At 71.3% G+C, this 17,973-nt stretch carries 21 protein-coding genes; 5 read left to right on the top strand and 16 right to left on the bottom strand.

The annotated features are described in order from the left end of the window. Positions 1-23: 23 nt before the first annotated feature. Both H4Q84_RS14045 and H4Q84_RS14040 read right to left on the bottom strand, forming a co-directional pair. Complete coding sequence (locus tag H4Q84_RS14045) at positions 24-782, bottom strand: maleylpyruvate isomerase family mycothiol-dependent enzyme (protein WP_248579716.1); 759 nt, start codon at positions 780-782, stop codon at positions 24-26. Between the two features lie 148 nt (positions 783-930). Continuing rightward, the gene (locus H4Q84_RS14040; protein WP_248579715.1) at positions 931-1,572 is read right to left on the bottom strand and encodes a PadR family transcriptional regulator; all 642 of its coding nucleotides are present in this window, start codon (positions 1,570-1,572) and stop codon (positions 931-933) included. Positions 1,573-1,632: 60 nt separating this feature from the next. Between H4Q84_RS14040 and ppgK the strand changes: the two genes are divergently transcribed. Further along, positions 1,633-2,418 (top strand): polyphosphate--glucose phosphotransferase, encoded by a 786-nt coding sequence (gene ppgK / locus H4Q84_RS14035; RefSeq protein WP_248579714.1) that lies wholly within the window; start codon positions 1,633-1,635, stop codon positions 2,416-2,418. Positions 2,419-2,513: 95 nt separating this feature from the next. On the opposite strand, the gene H4Q84_RS14030 is transcribed toward ppgK, so the two are convergent. The 3 genes from H4Q84_RS14030 to H4Q84_RS14020 form a co-directional block, all read right to left on the bottom strand. Next, entirely contained in the window at positions 2,514-3,902 is a 1,389-nt protein-coding gene (locus tag H4Q84_RS14030) for an NAD-dependent malic enzyme (RefSeq protein ID WP_248579713.1), read from the bottom strand. Between the two features lie 116 nt (positions 3,903-4,018). Then, complete coding sequence (locus H4Q84_RS14025) at positions 4,019-4,498, bottom strand: glutathione peroxidase (RefSeq protein ID WP_248579712.1); 480 nt, start codon at positions 4,496-4,498, stop codon at positions 4,019-4,021. Beyond that, the gene (locus H4Q84_RS14020) at positions 4,495-4,962 is read right to left on the bottom strand and encodes a hypothetical protein (RefSeq protein ID WP_248579711.1); all 468 of its coding nucleotides are present in this window, start codon (positions 4,960-4,962) and stop codon (positions 4,495-4,497) included. The genes H4Q84_RS14025 and H4Q84_RS14020 overlap by 4 nt, the downstream gene beginning before the upstream one ends. 310 nt (positions 4,963-5,272) lie before the next feature. Here H4Q84_RS14020 and H4Q84_RS14015 point away from each other — a divergent pair, with 310 nt between their 5' ends. From H4Q84_RS14015 to H4Q84_RS14005, 3 genes are all read left to right on the top strand, one after another. After that, positions 5,273-6,325, top strand: coding sequence for a hypothetical protein (locus H4Q84_RS14015; RefSeq protein ID WP_248579710.1), 1,053 nt, complete (start codon positions 5,273-5,275; stop codon positions 6,323-6,325). Between the two features lie 125 nt (positions 6,326-6,450). Further along, positions 6,451-6,624 carry a hypothetical protein gene (locus H4Q84_RS14010; RefSeq protein ID WP_248579709.1) on the top strand — a complete coding sequence of 58 codons (174 nt, stop codon included), beginning with the start codon at positions 6,451-6,453 and terminating at the stop codon, positions 6,622-6,624. Between the two features lie 23 nt (positions 6,625-6,647). After that, complete coding sequence (locus H4Q84_RS14005; protein ID WP_248579708.1) at positions 6,648-8,123, top strand: HutD family protein; 1,476 nt, start codon at positions 6,648-6,650, stop codon at positions 8,121-8,123. Here the strand turns inward: H4Q84_RS14005 and idi are convergent. From idi to H4Q84_RS13970, 7 genes are read right to left on the bottom strand one after another with little or no spacing between them, the layout of a single operon-like run. Next, complete coding sequence (gene idi, locus H4Q84_RS14000; RefSeq protein ID WP_248579707.1) at positions 8,112-8,642, bottom strand: isopentenyl-diphosphate Delta-isomerase; 531 nt, start codon at positions 8,640-8,642, stop codon at positions 8,112-8,114. The two genes, H4Q84_RS14005 and idi, sit on opposite strands and share 12 nt — an antisense overlap. Continuing rightward, the gene (locus H4Q84_RS13995; protein WP_248579706.1) at positions 8,639-9,661 is read right to left on the bottom strand and encodes an FAD-dependent monooxygenase; all 1,023 of its coding nucleotides are present in this window, start codon (positions 9,659-9,661) and stop codon (positions 8,639-8,641) included. Before H4Q84_RS13995 ends, idi begins: the two co-directional genes overlap by 4 nt. Beyond that, positions 9,654-10,169, bottom strand: coding sequence for an isoprenylcysteine carboxylmethyltransferase family protein (locus tag H4Q84_RS13990; protein ID WP_248579705.1), 516 nt, complete (start codon positions 10,167-10,169; stop codon positions 9,654-9,656). Before H4Q84_RS13990 ends, H4Q84_RS13995 begins: the two co-directional genes overlap by 8 nt. Then, a complete protein-coding gene (locus tag H4Q84_RS13985) occupies positions 10,166-11,236 on the bottom strand; it encodes a 3-oxoacyl-[acyl-carrier-protein] synthase III C-terminal domain-containing protein (RefSeq protein ID WP_248579704.1) in 1,071 nt (356 codons plus the stop codon). Before H4Q84_RS13985 ends, H4Q84_RS13990 begins: the two co-directional genes overlap by 4 nt. A 2-nt stretch (positions 11,237-11,238) precedes the next feature. Then, positions 11,239-12,423 (bottom strand): NAD(P)/FAD-dependent oxidoreductase, encoded by a 1,185-nt coding sequence (locus H4Q84_RS13980; RefSeq protein WP_248579703.1) that lies wholly within the window; start codon positions 12,421-12,423, stop codon positions 11,239-11,241. Next, positions 12,420-13,277: a UbiA family prenyltransferase gene (locus H4Q84_RS13975; protein WP_248579702.1), complete on the bottom strand. Its 858-nt coding sequence runs from the start codon at positions 13,275-13,277 to the stop codon at positions 12,420-12,422. Before H4Q84_RS13975 ends, H4Q84_RS13980 begins: the two co-directional genes overlap by 4 nt. A gap of 51 nt (positions 13,278-13,328) precedes the next feature. Continuing rightward, on the bottom strand, positions 13,329-13,817 hold the full coding sequence (locus H4Q84_RS13970; protein ID WP_248579701.1) for a PGPGW domain-containing protein: 489 nt from the start codon (positions 13,815-13,817) through the stop codon (positions 13,329-13,331). A gap of 83 nt (positions 13,818-13,900) precedes the next feature. Between H4Q84_RS13970 and H4Q84_RS13965 the strand changes: the two genes are divergently transcribed. Next, complete coding sequence (locus H4Q84_RS13965) at positions 13,901-14,230, top strand: MazG nucleotide pyrophosphohydrolase domain-containing protein (protein ID WP_248579700.1); 330 nt, start codon at positions 13,901-13,903, stop codon at positions 14,228-14,230. Between the two features lie 52 nt (positions 14,231-14,282). On the opposite strand, the gene H4Q84_RS13960 is transcribed toward H4Q84_RS13965, so the two are convergent. The 4 genes from H4Q84_RS13960 to H4Q84_RS13945 form a co-directional block, all read right to left on the bottom strand. Continuing rightward, the gene (locus H4Q84_RS13960) at positions 14,283-14,948 is read right to left on the bottom strand and encodes a response regulator transcription factor (RefSeq protein WP_248579699.1); all 666 of its coding nucleotides are present in this window, start codon (positions 14,946-14,948) and stop codon (positions 14,283-14,285) included. Continuing rightward, positions 14,945-16,021: a histidine kinase gene (locus tag H4Q84_RS13955; RefSeq protein ID WP_248579698.1), complete on the bottom strand. Its 1,077-nt coding sequence runs from the start codon at positions 16,019-16,021 to the stop codon at positions 14,945-14,947. Before H4Q84_RS13955 ends, H4Q84_RS13960 begins: the two co-directional genes overlap by 4 nt. 181 nt (positions 16,022-16,202) lie before the next feature. Further along, positions 16,203-17,006 carry an ABC transporter permease gene (locus tag H4Q84_RS13950; protein WP_248579697.1) on the bottom strand — a complete coding sequence of 268 codons (804 nt, stop codon included), beginning with the start codon at positions 17,004-17,006 and terminating at the stop codon, positions 16,203-16,205. After that, on the bottom strand, positions 17,006-17,941 hold the full coding sequence (locus H4Q84_RS13945) for an ABC transporter ATP-binding protein (RefSeq protein WP_248579696.1): 936 nt from the start codon (positions 17,939-17,941) through the stop codon (positions 17,006-17,008). Before H4Q84_RS13945 ends, H4Q84_RS13950 begins: the two co-directional genes overlap by 1 nt. Between the last annotated feature and the right edge of the window lie 32 nt (positions 17,942-17,973).

The following is a 17,973-nucleotide window of genomic DNA, read 5'->3' as shown; positions in this document are numbered from 1 at the left end:
CTTGCCTTGTCAAGTCGCTCTGCTCACACCTTCATCCCGACCCGCCAAGCGTCCCACCCGCCACCGACACTCCCGCTCGGGTCACCGCGGTTCCACACCTGCAGGTACAGCGCCACGCTCTCCCCGGCCAGCAGCACGTCGTACGCCGGCAGCTCGGCCGCCGGGTCCAGCCGGGTGGTCACGGGCAGCTCGTCCGAGACCTCGACGAGCCAGGCACCACCCTCACCCTCTGTCCGTACGACGAGCCGCACCGCCTCCTCGGAACGCAATCGCGACCTGGGCCGAGGCACGAAGCCCGTCAGCAGCTCGTCGATGCCGTCTCGTGCGACCGCCGGGTCGATCCACGTCTCGGCCGCCGTCGGGTAGCGGCCCAGCGCCGCCGACAGCGCGTCGACCGCATGGATCGTCGTCTCGTGGCACTGCCGCCGCGCCCAGAACTCACGCGGCGTGCCCGGGTCGGCGTCGACAAGGAAGACCACCGGACGCACGCCCGGCGCCGTCTCCTCGCTCACCGCCCGGGCGAACTCGATGGTGCCGTCGCGCAGCCACTGGAGCGGATCGGGCGACGATCGGCCCTCGCGCTCGACCACGTCGCGGTCGTTCTCGTGGCCGCGCAGGTTCGCGACCGCCCACCGGTGCACGTTGCCCTGGTGCGCGACCAGGTCGCGGACCGTCCAGCCGGGACAGGTCGGCACCGGCGCGTCGAGCCCGGCCCGGTCGGCGTACCGGACGAAGGCCATCGCGGCGGTGCGCAGTCCTTCGAGGTGCTCGGCGATGTCCATGCGCCCAGCGTCCCGCGATCGGCCCGGCATTGCCCGGCATTTTCGCTCTGATGACCATCAGAGGCGGGCGGGACACTCGAGGCGCAGGCTCGACGAGAAACCGTTCAACCTGGTGTTCGAGGCCCGACCCTGACGGTGGGGAGTGCCGTCAGCGGCCGAGCATCGTCCGGTACTTCTCCCGGTCGAGGTTCATCTGCCAGCCGGGATCGTCGTCGGGCGGCACCCAGTCCCAGTCCTCGTCGGCGGTGAACTTCAGCTCGCCCGACGTGATCTGGCGCAGCGTCTCGTCGAGCCAGACACTCTCGGCCCGGGCCAGGTCGAGCCAGAGGCTCCAGCCGCGGCGGGCGTGCGGCGGCCCGTTGGCGGGGTCGTCCTTGCCCGTCACGAACAGCCCGATCTGCTCCGCCAGTGACGTACGACGCCGCTCGAGGGCCGCGACCACGCGGCTGCGGTCCAGGTGCGGCACCATCCCGAAGGCCGCCTGGAACCCCACCCGGTCGTGCAGGTCGACCTCCTCGAGCGCCTGCACCAGGAGCCGGTCAAGCTCTGCCCGGCCGTCGTCGGTGAGCTCGTAGACCGCGACATCGCGGCGGCCGTCGACGAGGTCGTGGCGCTGCAGCAGCCCGTGCCGGGTCAACGTCGCGAGGCCGGCGTAGATCGAGCCCGGGTTGACGTGCGCCCACTCGTCCACACGCCACGAGATCAGCTCGCGGCGGATCTGGTATCCGTTGACCGGCTCGAACAGCGACACCGCGCCGAGCAGCAGCATGCGTGTCGTCGGGACGGCCATGCGCCGCAGTCTAGGAGGGCCTGGCTTGCGAGCGGGGGCCGTTCCGGGAAGGCTGCGCGCATGGCAGCGCACGAGACTTCAGACGGCATGCCCCTCGGCATCGACTTCGGCGGCAGCGGCATCAAGGGCGCGGCCGTCGACCTCACCAAGGGTGACTTCGCCGGCGACCGGGTCAAGATCAAGACCCCCAGGAAGTCGACGCCCGACGCGGTCGCCGACGTGGTCGCCGAGCTGATCGAGAAGATCATGAAGCAGCACCCCGACGCCACGGGTCCGGTCGGCGTGACCGTGCCGGGCGTCGTACAGCACGGCATCGTGCGCAGCGCCGCCAACATCGACAAGTCATGGATCGACGTCGACGCCGACGAGGTGTTCACCCAGGCCTCCGGCCGCGACGTACACGTCATGAACGACGCCGACGCCGCCGGACTGGCCGAGGCACGGTACGGCGCGGCGCGCGACCACAAGCGCGGCCTGGTCATCCTCACCACCCTCGGCACCGGCATCGGGTCGGCGTTCATCCATGACGGCGTGCTGGTGCCGAACAGCGAGCTCGGCCACCTCGAGATCGACGGCCACGTCGCCGAGAAGCGCGCCGCCAGCAGCATCCGCGAGGAGGAGGACCTGTCGTGGGAGGAGTGGGGTGACCGCCTGACGGTCTACTACCGGACCGTCGAGAAGCTCTTCACGCCCGACCTCCTCGTCGTCGGCGGCGGCGTGAGCCGCGATGCCGAGCACTTCTTGCACCTGATCGACATCCGCACCCCCATCGTGGCCGCGCAGCTTCAGAACCGGGCCGGCATCATCGGCGCCGCGCTGGTGGCTCAGGAGTCAGCCGACTCGTAGGTCGCTCGGGCTCGCCGGGACGTCATACGAATCGTGGAAGCGGGTCCACGATTCGTATGACGTCCCGGCGCCGGCCTTCGGAGCGGTGACAGCGATCAGGCCTGCGTCGTCTTGTCTCCACGGATCGCGGCGGCGACGGCTTTGGGCACGTCGGCGTTGAACACCGACGGGATGATGAAGCTGGGGTTCAGCTCCTCGTCGGTGACCACGCTGGCGATCGCGGTGGCGGCGCGCAGCAGCATGTCGATGGTGATCTCGGAGGCACGCGCGTCGAGCAGGCCGCGGAAGACGCCGGGGAACGCGAGCACGTTGTTGATCTGGTTGGGGTAGTCGCTGCGGCCGCTGGCCACGACGGCCGCCCGCTTGCCGGCCTCGGCCGGGTCGACCTCCGGGTCGGGGTTGGCCAGGGCGAAGACGACGGGGTCGGTCGCCATGTCGTCGATCCACTCGGGCTTCAGGATGCCCGGGGCACTGACGCCGACGAAGACATCCGCGTCGACGAGCACTTCCTGCAGGGAACCCGTCGCCCGGCGCGGGTTCGTGACGCTCGCCAGCTCGGCGTGCGCCTCCGAAAGCGTCTCGTCGTCGGCCGACAGGGCGCCGAAGCGGTCGACGACGACCACGTCATCGGCACCGGCGGCCAGCAGCAGGGTCACGATGGCGGTGCCGGCCGCGCCCGCGCCGGAGACCACGAGTCGCACGCCGGCGAGGTCCTTCTTGACCACCCGGAGGGCGTTGGTGAGAGCGGCGAGTACGACGATCGCCGTACCGTGCTGGTCGTCGTGGAAGACCGGGATGTCGAGCGACTCGCGCAGCCGGGCCTCGATCTCGAAGCAGCGGGGTGCGGCGATGTCCTCGAGGTTGATGCCGCCGAATCCGGGCGCGATCATCTCGACCGCCTTGACGATCTCGTCGGTGTCCTGGCTGGCCAGGCAGATCGGCCACGCGTCGATGTTGGCGAACCGCTTGAACAACGCGGCCTTGCCCTCCATCACCGGCAGCGCGGCACCCGGGCCGATGTTGCCGAGGCCGAGGACGGCCGAGCCGTCGGTGACGACCGCGACGCTGTTGCCCTTGATGGTCAGTCGCGAGACGTCGGCCGGGTTGTTGTAGATCGCCATGCTGACGCGGCCGACGCCGGGCGTGTAGGCCATCGACAGGTCGTCGCGGGTGCGGAGCGGGACCTTCGAGTTGACCTCGATCTTGCCGCCGATGTGCAGCAGGAACGTGCGATCGCTGACCTTGTAGACCTCGACACCGTCGAGCTCGGCGACCGCTGCCACCAGCTCCTCGGAGTGGTTGGAGTCCGACGCGCTGCACGTGACGTCGAGCACCAGCCGGTCGTGGCGCGACTCCGCCACGTCGATCGCGGTGACGATGCCACCGCACTCGGTGATCGTGGTGGCGACCGTCCCGACCACCCCGTGGTCGGGGGCGGTGTGCAGCCGCATGGTGATCGAGTACGACGAGGTGGTGGCGGCCATGTCAGCCACCCTCCACTGCCTGCGTGGTTACGGGCAAGTCACCCCGGCGCGATCCCGCGGGCCGGATGCAGGTCTCGATACGCTCGCTGGCGCTCGCTACCCGACCAACGAGAAGATCAGGCGAGCGCCTTCTCGATGTCGCCACCGAGGGACTCCGGCTTGGTGGTCGGCGCGTAGCGGCTGATGACCGAGCCGTCGCGGCCGACGAGGAACTTGGTGAAGTTCCACTTGATCTTGCTGCCGAGCAGGCCGCCCTTCTCCTCGCGCAGCCACTGGTAGAGCGGGTGCGCGGCGTCGCCGTTGACCTCGACCTTGGCGAACATGGGGAAGGAGACGCCGAAGCTGCTCTCGCAGAACGTGGCGATCTCGCCCTCGCTGCCGGGCTCCTGGTTGCCGAACTGGTCGCACGGGAAGCCGAGCACGGTGAACCCCTGGTCGGCGTACTCCTCGTGCAGCTTCTGGAGGCCCTCGTACTGCGGCGTGAAGCCGCACTGCGAGGCGGTGTTCACGACGAGCACCACCTTGTCGGCGTAGTCGGACAGCTCGACCGGGCGACCGTCGATGGCATTGGCGGTGAAGCTCGCGAAAGACGTCATGGCGACGAGTCTGGCATCGGGTCCGAAACGTCCTCGGGTCGGGAACGCCGTCGCAGCCACACGACGAGCACCACCAGCAGCACGATCGCGTCGGCGCCGAGAGTGATCCACAGACCCAGCCGCCGCGGTGTGGCGCCCTCGACGGCGTGCGATGTCGGGTCACTCGGCACCACTCGCACCGCGAGCTCGCGGCTGACGTTGGCCGCCCTGTACGTCGCCCGGGTGACCTCCTCGGAGAACTGCTCGCGGTCCTTGTCGACGGACCCGTCGAACCGGTAGGTGAGCCAGTACTCCGGGTCGGCCTCGGTGCCGAACAACCGGCCGCCGAGGACCTCCGCGGTCACCACCGTCCCGCTGCTCGAGATCCTGGCCTTCGTGGCCAGCGACATCAGCAGTGGCGTGTTGAGCAGGACCACCACGACCAGCAGGGTCCACCAGTTCCGGCGCGTACGTCGTGAAGCCATGCGAGCAGTATCCGCGAGGTCACTCACCCCTGCCCAAAACCCACCGACAGGAATACGCTGGATCGAGGGAAACCGGCTCGGCGGCGCCCTTTGCTCACCGGTCCAACCCCCCGGAGCCGGTCGCGAGGGCGGCGGCTGCTGGTCGGGTCCTGGATGGCGGCACTGGATTGCTCCTGCGTGAGCGGCCGGGCCGCCATCCGCCATGTCCCGCCGAGAACGTCGCCGGCGTCGCGTAGCCTGCGACCTGCAGGTTCAGCCCGCCGCCCAGGTGGCGCATCTGCCCTGAATGCTCATTCATCGAGGGGGACCCATGTCCAGTCGTCATACGAGGCAAGCGCTCGTCGCGTTGCTGACCTCCCTGTTCCTTGCGGTGTCGGTGACCTCCGCGCCTGCCGAGGCCAGGCCCGGCCGGAAACACACGAAAGGCAGCGTCACCTGGGTGACCGACACGTGGGTCTCCGGCTCCGGCACCGGCTACGCGCTCACCGGCACGATCAACGGTTCGAAGAAGCGCAAGCTGCTGCTCCAGTACAAGGCACCCAACGGATGGAAGAAGCTCAACAAGACCAAGGCCGTCGACGGCAACTACAGCTTCACCGGCACCTGGGACTGGTACGGCACGCACAAGGTGCGCGTCGTGGCCCCCCAGACCAGGAAGCACCAGAAGCGCGCGTTCAAGGCGCACAGCGTCAACGTCGTCCCGAGCTACGCCGCCCGCGGCATGGCCAGCGACCACAACCTGATCAAGAACCATGGCCTCCGCGAACGCCTCAACCCGTGCCAGACGGTCCGCTACAAGCTCAACCTCGACGACATCGGCGACGGCGTGCTGCCGATCATCAACTCGGTGCTCGGCCAGTTCACCGCGGCCACCGGTGTGCAGTTCAAGTACACCGGCCGCACCCACACCATCCCGCAGGGCCTGCGCAAGCAGGACCGCAACACCGACCTGGTCATCGCGTGGGCCACCCAGGCAGAGCGTCCCGCTCTCGTGGGCGCCGTCGCGGTCAGCCAGGTGGTCAAGCTCGGTCTGGGCCGGGACAAACATGGCCGGGTCTTGAGCGTCAAGCAGACCGGCGTCACGGTCAACACCGACGCCACGGTGCCGGGCCCCAACCAGGCCGTCGACCTCGCGCTCGACTCCCCGAGCCGGGCGACCCTGGGCATGACCCTGCTGCACGAGATCGGGCACTCCTTCGGTCTCGACCACACCGACCAGAACGCCGCCGGTCAGACCCAGCTGATGTACTACTCGACCGACATGCTGCCCTGGAGCGACGGCTTCTTCCGGTCGCTCTTCGGTGCCGGCGACCTGGCCGGCCTGAAGAAGGTCGGTCTGGCGGGCGGCTGCGTCCGAGGCTGACTCGTCCGCATCCCGCACTGCTCGGCGGCCCCGGTCCCGGTCCCTGTGACCGGGGCCGCTGTGCGTTTACCTGATGCTTACGTCGGCTCAACCGGCGCGCAACTACCGGCGGGCATCGTTGTCCCATGAACGAGAAGGCATCGGGCCGAGACCCTGCCGACCCCCGCACCGACCTGCGTGTGCGCTCGAGCGCGAGGCACGCGATTGCCGTCACCTCGCTGCTCGAGCGGCATCCCACGATGAGGGGCGTGTCCCGCCTTGCCGACCAGGTGGACGAGTCGGTGCGCTGGGCCGTCTGAGGTCGCCGCCTAGGCTCACCTGCATGCGCATCTACGGCTTCGGTGAGTACGGCGACGCACAGGTGCAGGAGCACCTCGACCGCCCCGATCCGGTGCCCGGCCCGGGTCAGCTGCTCGTCGAGATGACGGCCGCCGGGGTGAACCCGGCAGACATCAAGGTGCGGTCCGGCCTCCGCAAGGACAACGTGGAGGTCGTCTTCCCGATGGCGATGGGCCGCGAGGCAGCCGGCGTCGTGCAATCGGTCGGCGCCGGGGTCGTCGGCTTCGTGCCTGGCCAACGCGTGTTCGGGCAGACCGTCTCCGGCACCGGCGGGCTGGCCGAGCTGGTGCTCCTCGACGCGGCCTCGAGCGCCGTCGTACCCGATGGCGTGGAGGATGCGCAGGCCACCTGCATCCCGGTGTCGGTCGGCACCGCCCACGACGCGCTCGACCAACTCGAACTGGTGCCCGGCGAGACACTGCTGGTGACGGGTGCCGGTGGCGGAGTCGGTACGGCGACCTGCCAGCTCGCCCGGTTGCGCGGACTGCGCGTCGTCGCGCTGGCCTCCGCCGCCAAGGCCGAGCTCGTCGCCAGCCTCGGCGCGACGCACGTCGAGTCCGGTGACGGCTGGCCCGAGCGGGTCCGGGCGATCGCACCCGAGGGCGTCGCGGCGGTGTTCGACCTGGTCGGCGCCCCGGTGCTGGCCGATGCCCTCACCCTCGTCACGGACCCCGCGCGCGTGATCAGCATCGCCACCCCGGCCGCGGCGAAGGAGGCCGGCGGGTCGGGCGTCGAGCGGCGTCGTACGACCGAGGTGTTCGCGCACCTGGCCGGCCTGATCGCCGCGGGCGACCTCAGCCCGGTGGTGTCGGCGACGTACCCGTTCGAGCAGGCCGCCGACGCGGTGGCCGCGGTCGAGACGGGCCACGCCGCCGGCAAGGTGGTCGTCGTCCGGGCTCCTCGTCTCGTCGTGCACCGGCGCTCGGACCACCAGCGGATGCCGTGGCGCAACGGCGGCGGCATCACCTCGGAGGTGACCCGCTCCCCTGCTGACGGGGAGGACTTCGACTGGCGGGTCAGCTTTGCCGAGGTGGACGCCGGCGGACCGTTCTCGTCCTTTGCCGGCGTCGACCGGATCATCGTCGTGGTGGACGGACCCGGCTTCGCGCTGTCCGTCGACGGCGTCGAGCACGCGCTGCGGCTGCACGAGCCCTTCACCTTCTCCGGCGACAGCGACACGACGGCGGAGATCGGCGGCCCGACGGTCGACCTGAACGTGATGACCCGACGCGGGCGGTGCGCCGCCACGATGGAGGTCGTGCACCTGGTCGACGGCGAGCCGGTCAGCCTGCCGGCTGAGGCTGACCTGCTGGTCGCCGTACTCGACGGCACGGTGTCGCTGTCGTCGGCGGGCGAGACCGTCAGCGCCGAGCGGCTCGACGTCGTCGCGGCGTCGGCGGCATCGCTCATCCTTGCGGGCGCCGGGACCGTCGCGGTGATCGGGCTGTCAGTCCGGTAGTGCCGCGACCTGCTCGACGCACCACGGGCTCACGTCGCGCCGGCCACTGGTGACGTCGTCGCGGAACGTAACCCAGTCGACCCACTCATGCTCGGCCACCTCGTCTGGGTCTGGCGCCAGCGCAGCCGGGTCGTCGCATCTGGCCGTGTACACGGGGCAGACCTCGTTCTCGACCGTGCCGTCGGCCATTTCGGCGCGGTAGCGGAAATCGGGCAGCACCAGGCGCAGGTCGGTGATGCGGACGCCGAGCTCCTGCTGCACGCGACGCTCGACGGCCAGCGCCACGGCCTCCTCCGGGCCCGGGTGGCCGCAGCAGCTGTTGGTCCAGACGCCGGGCCAGGTGCGCTTGCTCCAGGCCCGGCGCGTCAGCAGCAGCCGGCCGTCGGGGTCGAAGAGGTAGCACGAGAACGCCAGGTGCAGCGGGGTGTCGCGGTGGTGCACCTCGGTCTTGGGGGCGGTGCCGATCGGGGTGCCGTCGTCGGCAAGCAGTACGACGAGCTCCTGTGGTGGTGTGGTCATGCGGGCCTCGCGAGCTGGTCGACGGCCGCCCCGAACAGACCCGGCATGCGCTGGGCGGCCGAGACGATCCGGCGGCGCAGGACGGGCACGCTCGTGGCGACGAGCAGTGAGTGGGTGAGGAGGTCGTGACGCCGGCCCAACCGGCGGTAGTCCTCCTCGTAGCGGTCCGGCTCACCGTCGCTGACCGCCGCGACCGCCGCGCGCGCCTGGGCGAGCCCGAGGGCGATGCCCTCCCCGGTCAACGCGTCGACGTACCCGGCGGCATCGCCCACGAGCAGGACCCGACCGCTGACCCGAGCCCTGACCCGTTGTCGCAGCGGGCCGGCACCGCGGACCCGCGTCCGCGGCTGGCCGGCCAACCGCTCGGCCAGGGCCGGGAAGTCGCGCAGCAGGTCCTCGAACGGGCGGCGCTCGGCGCTGAGCACGGCTATCCCGACCAGGCCGTGGCCCACTGGCGTCACGTAGGCCTCGCCCCTGGCGCCCCAGTGCACCTCGACGTACGGCGTCCAGGGGGCGAGCCGGACATGGCACCGCAGTCCGTAGCGGCGCTGCCGGGGCGGCGGACCGTCCAGCCCGAGCCGGCGACGCACCGGCGAGTGCAGGCCGTCGGCTGCGATCAGGTGGCGCGTGGCCTCGCCGTCGACGAGCAGGTGGTCACCCCGGTCGACGATCTCGTGCACGGCGGAGGGGCTTGTGGTGACACCGGCCGCGGCCGCTCGCTCGCGCAAGGCTGCATGGAGTGCCGTACGCCGAACACCCATGCCCGGGCCGTGACGGAACGTGGCCTCGGCGCTGCTGGTGCCGTCGACGTAGCGGATCCCGGCGATCGGGTGCCCGTCGAGCCGGACACCCAGGTCGGCGAGGTCGGCGACGGCGCTGGGCATCAGTCCTTCGCCACAAGCCTTGTCGATGTCACCGGCGCGCGGTTCGCGGATCTCGACGTCGAGGCCGGCGCGGGCGGCGTACAGGGCTGCGGCAAGACCGGTCGGCCCGCCGCCGGCGATGAGTAGGTCACGCATGGGCGAGGGCCTCGTTCTCGACCCGGATGCGCACGGTGAGCAGCGCGGCGTTGGCGGCGGTGAAGACGAGGGCCGTGATCCAGGAGGCGTGCACGAGCGGCAGCGCGATGCCCTCGACGACGACTGCGACGTAGTTGGGATGGGGGAAGAAGCGATAAGGGCCGGACCGGACGAGCTGGAGGCCGGGCACCACGATGACGCGTGTGTTCCAACGCTCGCCGAGGGTGAGGATGCACCACCAGCGCAGGCACTGGGCGACGACGACGACCACGACCATCGCCCAGGCGAAGCCCTCGGACACGACCGGGCTGCGTACGAACGCCTCGACCAGCATCGCCACCAGGAAGCCGGTGTGCAGCAGCACCATGACCGGGTAGTGGCCCCGACCCGTCTCGCGGCCACCGTGGGCCAGGCTCCACGCGGCGTTGCGGTTGGAGACGACCAGCTCGGCCAGCCGCTCCAGGGCGACCAGCACGACCACGACCACGAAGGCCGTCAGTGTCGTCACGACTCTCCTCCCGAGGGTGCCCGCAGCAGCACGAGCTCGGAGCAGAAGCCCGGGCCCATGGCCATCAGCATGCCGTGCGAGCCGGGTGGCGGCGGTCGGTGGGCCAGGGTGTCGGACAGCACGTGCAGCACCGATGCAGAGGAGAGGTTGCCGATCTCGGACAACGAGGTCCGGGTAAGGGCCAGGTCGTGATCGGTCAGGTCGAGGGCGTCACGCAGGGCGTCGATCACCTTGGGTCCACCGGGGTGGCAGACCCACCAGCCGATGTCGGCCCGGGTGAGCCCGTGCGACTCGAGGAACAGGTCGACGTCCTCGCGGATGTAGCTACCCACGATCGCCGGCACCTGCGCGTCGAGCACGATGCGCAGCCCGCTGCCGCCGAAGTCGAATCCCATGGTGCGTTCGGAGTCGGGGTAGAGCCGGCTCCGGCTGTCGAGCACGGCTGTATGACCGCCGGTCGTCGCACCGCTCGCCACGACGGCGGCCGCGCCGTCGCCGAAGAGCCCGCTGGCCACCAGGTTCGGGACCGACACGTCATCGCGTTGCACGGTCAGCGAGCACAGCTCGACGGCCACCAGCACCGCGACCTGGTCGGGATGCCCGGTGAGGTAGTCGTGCAGCCGGGCCACGCCGGCCGCCCCCGCGACACACCCGAGGCCGAAGAGCGGCACCCGCTTCACGTCGGGCCGGAGGCCGACCACCGCGGCGATCCGGGCGTCCAGCGACGGCACAGCGAGCCCGGTGACGGTGGCGGAGATGATCAGGTCGACGGCGCTGGGTGTCAGGTCGGCCGCCTTGAGGGCGTCCACGAGCGCCTGGGCACCCAGGTCGACTGCGTGCTCGAGGAAGAGGTCGTTGGCCCGGTCGAAGCTCCCGAGCCCGGCGTACTCCTCCAGCGGCAGCACCAGGTGCCGGTGCTCGACCCCGGCGTTGCCGTGGAAGGTACGCAGGAGACGCTCGTTGAGGGCGCCACCCGACGTGCCGACGACTTCGGCGAAGGCGTCGGTGATCTCGGCCTGGGGATACCGGTGCTCCGGCACGGCGCCGCGAACGGACAGGATGCGCATGGTCAGATCTCCCTGTTCATGACTCGGTGCCCGGCGCGACTGGCCAGGAGCTCGTGGCCCAGCCCGCCGACCAGTCGTGGCGTGAGCCGCCCGTCACCGAGGCCGAGCTCGACGAGGTCGTCGAAGACCCGACGGTCTCGGGCCGAGGCTGCGATACCCGCCTCGACCACCCGGGCGCTCCGGGACAGTCGGGCGGCGGTCCAGGTGTGCTTCAGGTGCCGGCCCAGCAGAGAGCCCACGGCCTTTCGGTGCCCGGCGCCGGCCACGTCGGGCTGACCCCGCCGGACGGCATCCCCGGCGATCCGCCCCGCGATCGCGCCGGTGGCCACCGCGTAGTAGATGCCCTCGCCCGTCATCGGGTTGACCAGCCCGGCAGCGTCGCCCACCAGGAGCACGGGTCCGTCCGGCTGTCCCGCGCCGCGGCCCCATCCCGAGAGCGGTAGGTGATGGGCGCGCCACTCGGAGCCCGAGGTCGCGGCGCCCGGGATCAGCTGCTCCAGCTGGTCGAGCAGGAGTGCCTTCGAGAGTCCGGTGTCGGAGTCGAGGAGCTCGCCGTAGCCGACGTTCGACTGCCCGTCCCCCCGGTCGAAGGCCCAGGCGTACGACGGCTGCCGGCGCTCCCCGTAACGAATGAGCTGGAGTCCACGCCTGGTCCCGGCGGTGGGCGCATAGCCGCGGATGGCGATGGCGCGTTGACCGCGCAGCCGGGAGCCAACCGAATCACGGACCACGGACTGGTCTCCGTCGGCACCGATCACCACCCGGGCGACGAACTGGTCGTCGATGACCACGCCGCGATCGGTGGTGCGCAGGTGCCGCACCCGATGCCGCACCAAGGACGCACCGGCCTCCACGGCACGGCCCACCAGGCGAGCGTCGAACACCGACCGGGGCACCACCCACACCGGGCGAGCAAGGTGCCCCTCGACCCGCGTGCCGCCGCGAGACAGGTCGAGCCGGCGCACGGGCTCCCAGCCCTCGACGACGTCGTGGACTCCGAGACCCGCGAGAACGTCGAGGGCCTGCGGGGCGATGCCGTCGCCACAGCTCTTGTCTCGGGGAAAGTCGTCGCGGTCGAGGAGGAGCACCCGCACCCCGGGCATCCGCGCCAGTGCGGCGATCGCCGCAGTGGCACCGGCTGGTCCGGCTCCCACGACGACGACGTCCCAACGCTCCTGCCCGGTCACCGCGAGGCCACCAGCAGCGCCACGTCGACGAGGGCGATGGCCACGGCGGCCCGGAAGGGCGCGCGGCCTCGACCGACGAGTGCCGCGACGGCGAGCGCGGCCACCAGCGTGAGCGCCGTGAGCGACACCGCCCCGGACACCGAGCGGGTGCCAGCGGTGATCACGGCCGAGGCGGCGACGAGGATCGCCACGGCCACACGCGGTGTCCAGCGGGCACCCAGTCGGTGTGGCAGCCCGCGCACACCGGTGGCCTCGTCGTCGGCGAGGTCGGGCAACGCGTTCACGAGGTGTGCTCCGACGCCCAGCATGCCGGCGGCCAGCGGCACCCACGCAGCCGGCATGCCGAGGCCCGGCCCGGCGAGGATCACGAAGACCGGCAGGCCACCGAAGGCCACCGCGTACGGCGCCCAGGAGAAGGGTGTCGACTTGAGACCGAGGTTGTAGCTCCACCCCGCGATGACGAGCGCCAGGTGGAGGAGGCCGGCCCCCCAGCCGCAAGCCAGGGAGAGGACGACAGTCGTCGCGACCGCGGCGCCGCAGGCCAACCGCGTCACACCGAGCGACAGCTCACCGGTGGCGAGCGGCTTGTCGCTGCGTCGTACGCACCGGTCACGATCAAGGTCGACGAGGTCGTTGGACCAGCCGATGCTCAGCTGCCCGGCGAGTACGGCGGCAGTGACCAGGGACGCACGTCCGGGGGCAAGGTCACCGGCCAGGGCGAGCGCGGCAGTCATCGTCGTGACTGCCAAGGTGGGACCGGCATGCGCCGCACGCAGGAGAGCCACGGCCGGACGCGCGCCCGAGGGGCGGACGGCAACGATCATCCCTTCGCGTCCTGCGGGGCGTGGACCCATGCCCCCAGCCTTGCACCCGACGCAACAGACCGCGCCGTCCGAAGGGGTGCCTCAGCCTTCGGTCGCGCTGGTGGCCTGGACGTCATCCCCCTCGGCCTCTTCCTCGCGGATCTCGCGGAAGTTCAGGTAGCTGTAGATGATCATGCCGGCTGCGATCGCCGCCGAGACGATGAGCGAGATGCCGGTGCCCCAGCCGCCCGGGAGCCACAGCGAGTCGGACAGCGGCCACCAGCTCGGGGCGTCGGCGCGGAGTCCCCAGGTGATGCCGACGGCGACGAGTCCGGCCACGCCGAGCGCCGACATCAGGATGCGCGGCCACGAGGCGACGCTGTCGGCAGCGGTGCGCAGGGCCTGCCTCTTCACCGGCTCCAGCCGCTTCTCGGCCCACTCGTACTGGGTGGCCAGCAGGGCCAGTCCGGCGAACAGGGCGAGCAGGCCGGGGCCTGGCAGCACCAGCGCAGCGATGCCGAGCAGGACGAGGAGCCAGCCGGCCCCTTCGATGAGCACCCGCTTGAACCTTCGCCCCACATGCAACGCCATGGGCGCAAGACTGCCACGCGGCTACACACCTCGCCCCGGATTGAGCAGGCCGGCGGGATCCAGGGGTAACAGATACTGGCCCGATGGACTTCGAGCAGATGAGGACGAAGGCGCGTGCCGTCCGCGCCCAGTACGCCGAGTTCGAGGCGGCCCGCTACGGGCGTGCCTGGACCGAGGAAGAGCTGATGCTGGGGTTTCTCGGGGACGTCGGCGACCTGGCCAAGCTCGTGCAGGGGAAGGCCGGCGTCCGACCCCGTGACGACCTGGATGAGGCTCTCGCGCACGAGCTCGCCGACTGCCTCTGGTCGGTCATGGCGCTCGCCGACGTGTACGACGTCGACCTCGAGTCCGCGTTCGACGACACGATGGACTCGCTCAGCGAACACCTGACGGGCCTGACGGACGCGCCCTAGCTCGTAGCCCGCCGCGGAGCGGTGATTGTCTCGGGAGCATCGCTCCCGGGTGTCAGCGCTCCCCGGGCCGGACCAGGCCGTGGTCGAAGGCCCACACCACCGCCGCTGCCCGGTCCCGCAGGTCCAGCTTGGCGAACAGGTGCCCCACATGGGTCTTCACGGTGCCCTCACCGAGGGTGAGCCGGCCGGCGATCTCGGAGTTGCTGAGGCCGGCTCCGATCAGGGCGAGCACCTCGCGCTCGCGGGGGGTGAGCACGTCGAGAGCCGGCGTCGGTCCGTTCACCGCGCCGCCGTCGCGGTAGGCCTGAAGCACCCGCGCGGTGACCGCCGGGTCGAGCCAGGCACCACCCTCGGCGACCTCGCGTACGGCGCGTTGCAGGTCCTCGGCCGGCACTCCCTTGAGCAGGAAGCCGGCCGCGCCGGCACGCAGGGCACCGGCCAGCACCTCCTCGTCCTCGAACGTCGTCAGCACCAGCACCGGCGGGGCGCCCGGGACGGCACGGACCAGCCGGGTGGCCGTGACGCCATCGACGCCGGGCATCCGGATGTCCATGAGCACCACGTCGGGATGCGTCTCGGCCACGGTCTCGACGACCCGGGCGCCGTCGGCCAGCTCGCCCACGATCTCGAATCCGAACCGCGTGCGCAGGATGCCGCGCAGCCCGGTCCGGATCAGCTCCTGGTCGTCGACGAGCAGCACCCGCACCGTCCCGGTCATGCCGGCAGCACCGCCTCGACGCGCCAGCCCCGGCCGGCCGGTCCGGCGCTGAGGCGACCGCCCACGGTCTCAGCCCGCTCGCGCATGCCCAGCAACCCCACGCCGTCCGTCGTACGACGTGCAGGCGGGCCGTCGCTCTCGATGGTGACCCGGGTGTCGGCGGCCGCGATCTGCACAGCCACGGAGGTGACCGAGCCCGGGGCATGACGAGCGACGTTGGTCAGCGCCTCCTGCACGATTCGGTAGACCGCGAGCGCGGAGGTGGATGTCAGCGCGGCCGGATCGCCCACCACCTCGAGGGAGACAGGTGTGCCCGCGCGGCGGAACGACTCGACCAGCTCTCCGAGATCGGCCGCCCCGGGCAGGGGAACGGCGTCGGGCGAGGATGAGCGCATCAGCCCGACCGTCGCGCGGACCTCGTCCAGGCTCTTGCGGGCCAGCCGCTCGGCCTCCTCGAGTGACGCCCGGGCCTCGGCGGGATCCTCGTCCATCGCCAGCCGCGCGCTGCTGACGTGCAGCAAGGAGACCGTCAGCGCGTGCCCGATGACGTCGTGCATCTCGGCGGCGATGCGGTTGCGCTCCTCGGCACGAGTCCTGTCGGCGAGCCCGGCCTGGGCTTCTCGCAGCTGGTCCAGCAACACCCGTTGCCGCCGGGCGAAGACGCACGCGACGGTGGTGAACACGGTGCCGGCGATCCAGGCACCCCAGCCCGGCTCGTCGCTGAGCAGCAGCCACTGGACCACGAACCCGAGGACCGTCGCGCCGCCGTACGTCGCCGCGGCCGTGGTCGAGGCCGCGAGCGCGCACCAGCCGGCCAGCACGCAGACGGTGAACCAGCCCAGGTTCGAGGGCTGGGTGTGGCACACGACCGTGACGCCGGCCGCCGCGACCAGCGCGCCGACCACGAGCGACCAGCCGGTCGTCGCGCGGATGGACAGCACGACACAAACGGCGATCGCCACCAGTCCGGCCACGGCGGCGAGGAGCTTCGGCTGCACGCTCAAGAGCACACCGATCACGACGAACAGCGCGACGGCGGCCGGGGCCACCGTGCGCGCTGCCCGATCGATCATGGCCGCGATCCTAGGGCGTGTTGGTCAGCGCTCGGCCGTCGCGAGCGGCGTTCGGTGCGTGCCGTGGCAAGGCGTCGGCGCGAAGCCATGCCGGGGTTCGTCTCGCGGGTGCCGGCAACGCTGCCAACGTGCTTGCAGGGCGTCGCACAGCAGGCCATGGTGTTGACCAACGCGCCCGTCTTCACAGCGCCGTACGACGCGCGGCCAAGGCGGTCGCGACAACGGCCAGCGCGGCCACCAGCGCCAGCGTCCCGGTCGCGTTGCCGATCCCCAGCCACGGCTGCCGGATCGTGTCGTTGGCCATCGCGAGCGGCAGCCAGTCGGCGATGTTGCGCAGTGCCGGGCTCATCACTGCCGGTGGCGGGCCACCTACGCCGAGCAGGAAGGACGGGAAGAACAGCAGCAACCCGATGGCCTGGGCGGCGCGAGCCGACGGCAGCAGGGTGCCGAGCAACACACCGATGCTGACGAACAACACCGACCCGACCACGATCCCGAGGGCGGCCCGGATCGGGTCCTCGACCGTCGGCACGCCGTACACGGGAGCCGCGACAGCCAGCAGCAGCGTGCCTGCAATCGCGATCGCGACGAGACCGACGACCAGCTGGGCCAGGGCGAAGGACCAGCGCGGGAACCCAGAGGCTGCGAACCGACGTAGCACGCCGCGCTCGCGGTAGGACGCGATGTGCACCGGCAACATGATCAGGCCGGTCGCGCCGATGACGACGGTGAGGTACGACGCGACGTACCAGTGCGACGGGTTGACCGGGAACACCTCGTCGGGGGTGGTGCCGAACGAGCCGCCGATGATCAGCATCGTCACGATCGGGAAAACGAGCACGAAGGTCAGCGTCATCGGGTCGCGCCCGAGCAGGCGCAGCTCGGCGGCGACCAGGCGTCGCGTGGCCGAACGGTGCCGTCGCGTGGGCACGTCGACTGCGGGCACCGCCTCGGGCGTCGGTCGGGTCAGGGTCTCGGTGGACATCAGGCAGCTCCGGTCTCGTGGTGGGCGGGTGAGTCGAGCAGGGCGAGCAGGGCGGTCTCGAGGTCGGGGACCTCGACCCGCAGGTCGTCGGGGATGCGGCCGCGTGAGACGAGCCAGGCGCCGGCGTGGGCGATCACGGACCGCTCGCCGTGGACGGTGACCTGGTCGCCGTACCTCGCGACGTCGGCGACTCCGGGCAGCCGGCGCAGGGCGTCGAGCGACTCGGACGCGCGACCTGACGGCAGGGCGAACCGCACCGTCGCCCAGCTCGCGTGCCGGGCGACCAGCTCCGCCGGGGTGCCCGCATCGAGCACCTGGCCGGCGCGCATGGCCACGACCCGCTCGCACAGCTCCTCGGCCTCGTCGAGCTCGTGGGTCACCAACAAGACGGTGGTGCCGGCCTCTCGCAGCTGGGAGACGGCGCTCCACACCTCGCGACGGGCTGACGGGTCGAGACCCTGGGTGAGCTCGTCAAGGATCACCAGGCGGGGCTGGTTGAGCAGCGCCAGCACCAGGAAGAGCCGTTGCCGTTCGCCACCACTCATGGTGCCGAACGCGTACTTGCGACGATGGCCGAGTCCGAACCGCTCGAGCAGCAGGTCGGCGTCCCGGGCCCGGCGCCCGGAGAAGAGCTCGACCGCCTCGGCGACGCGCAGCCGGTCGGGCAGGCCCGAGCTCTGCAGCTGGCTGCCGATCAGCGGCCGGAGCTTCCCGGCATCGCGCACCGGGTCGAGCCCGAGGACGCTGATCGTGCCGCTGTCGGGGCGCCGGAGGCCCTGGATGCACTCGACGGCGGTGGTCTTGCCGGCGCCGTTGGCGCCGATCAGGCCGACCACCTCACCGGCGTCTACGTCGAGGTCGAGGTGGTCGACGACGACGCGGCCGCCGTACGACTTGGTCAGGCCGCGGACCGCGACCACAGCAGTTGATTTCATGGCTCCATGCTTGGCCAGCCGGGGCCCTCGGC

The organism is Nocardioides sp. InS609-2 (genome assembly GCF_023208195.1).
GTDB lineage: Bacteria > Actinomycetota > Actinomycetes > Propionibacteriales > Nocardioidaceae > Nocardioides.
This window is presented reverse-complemented; position numbering and strand designations above follow the sequence as displayed.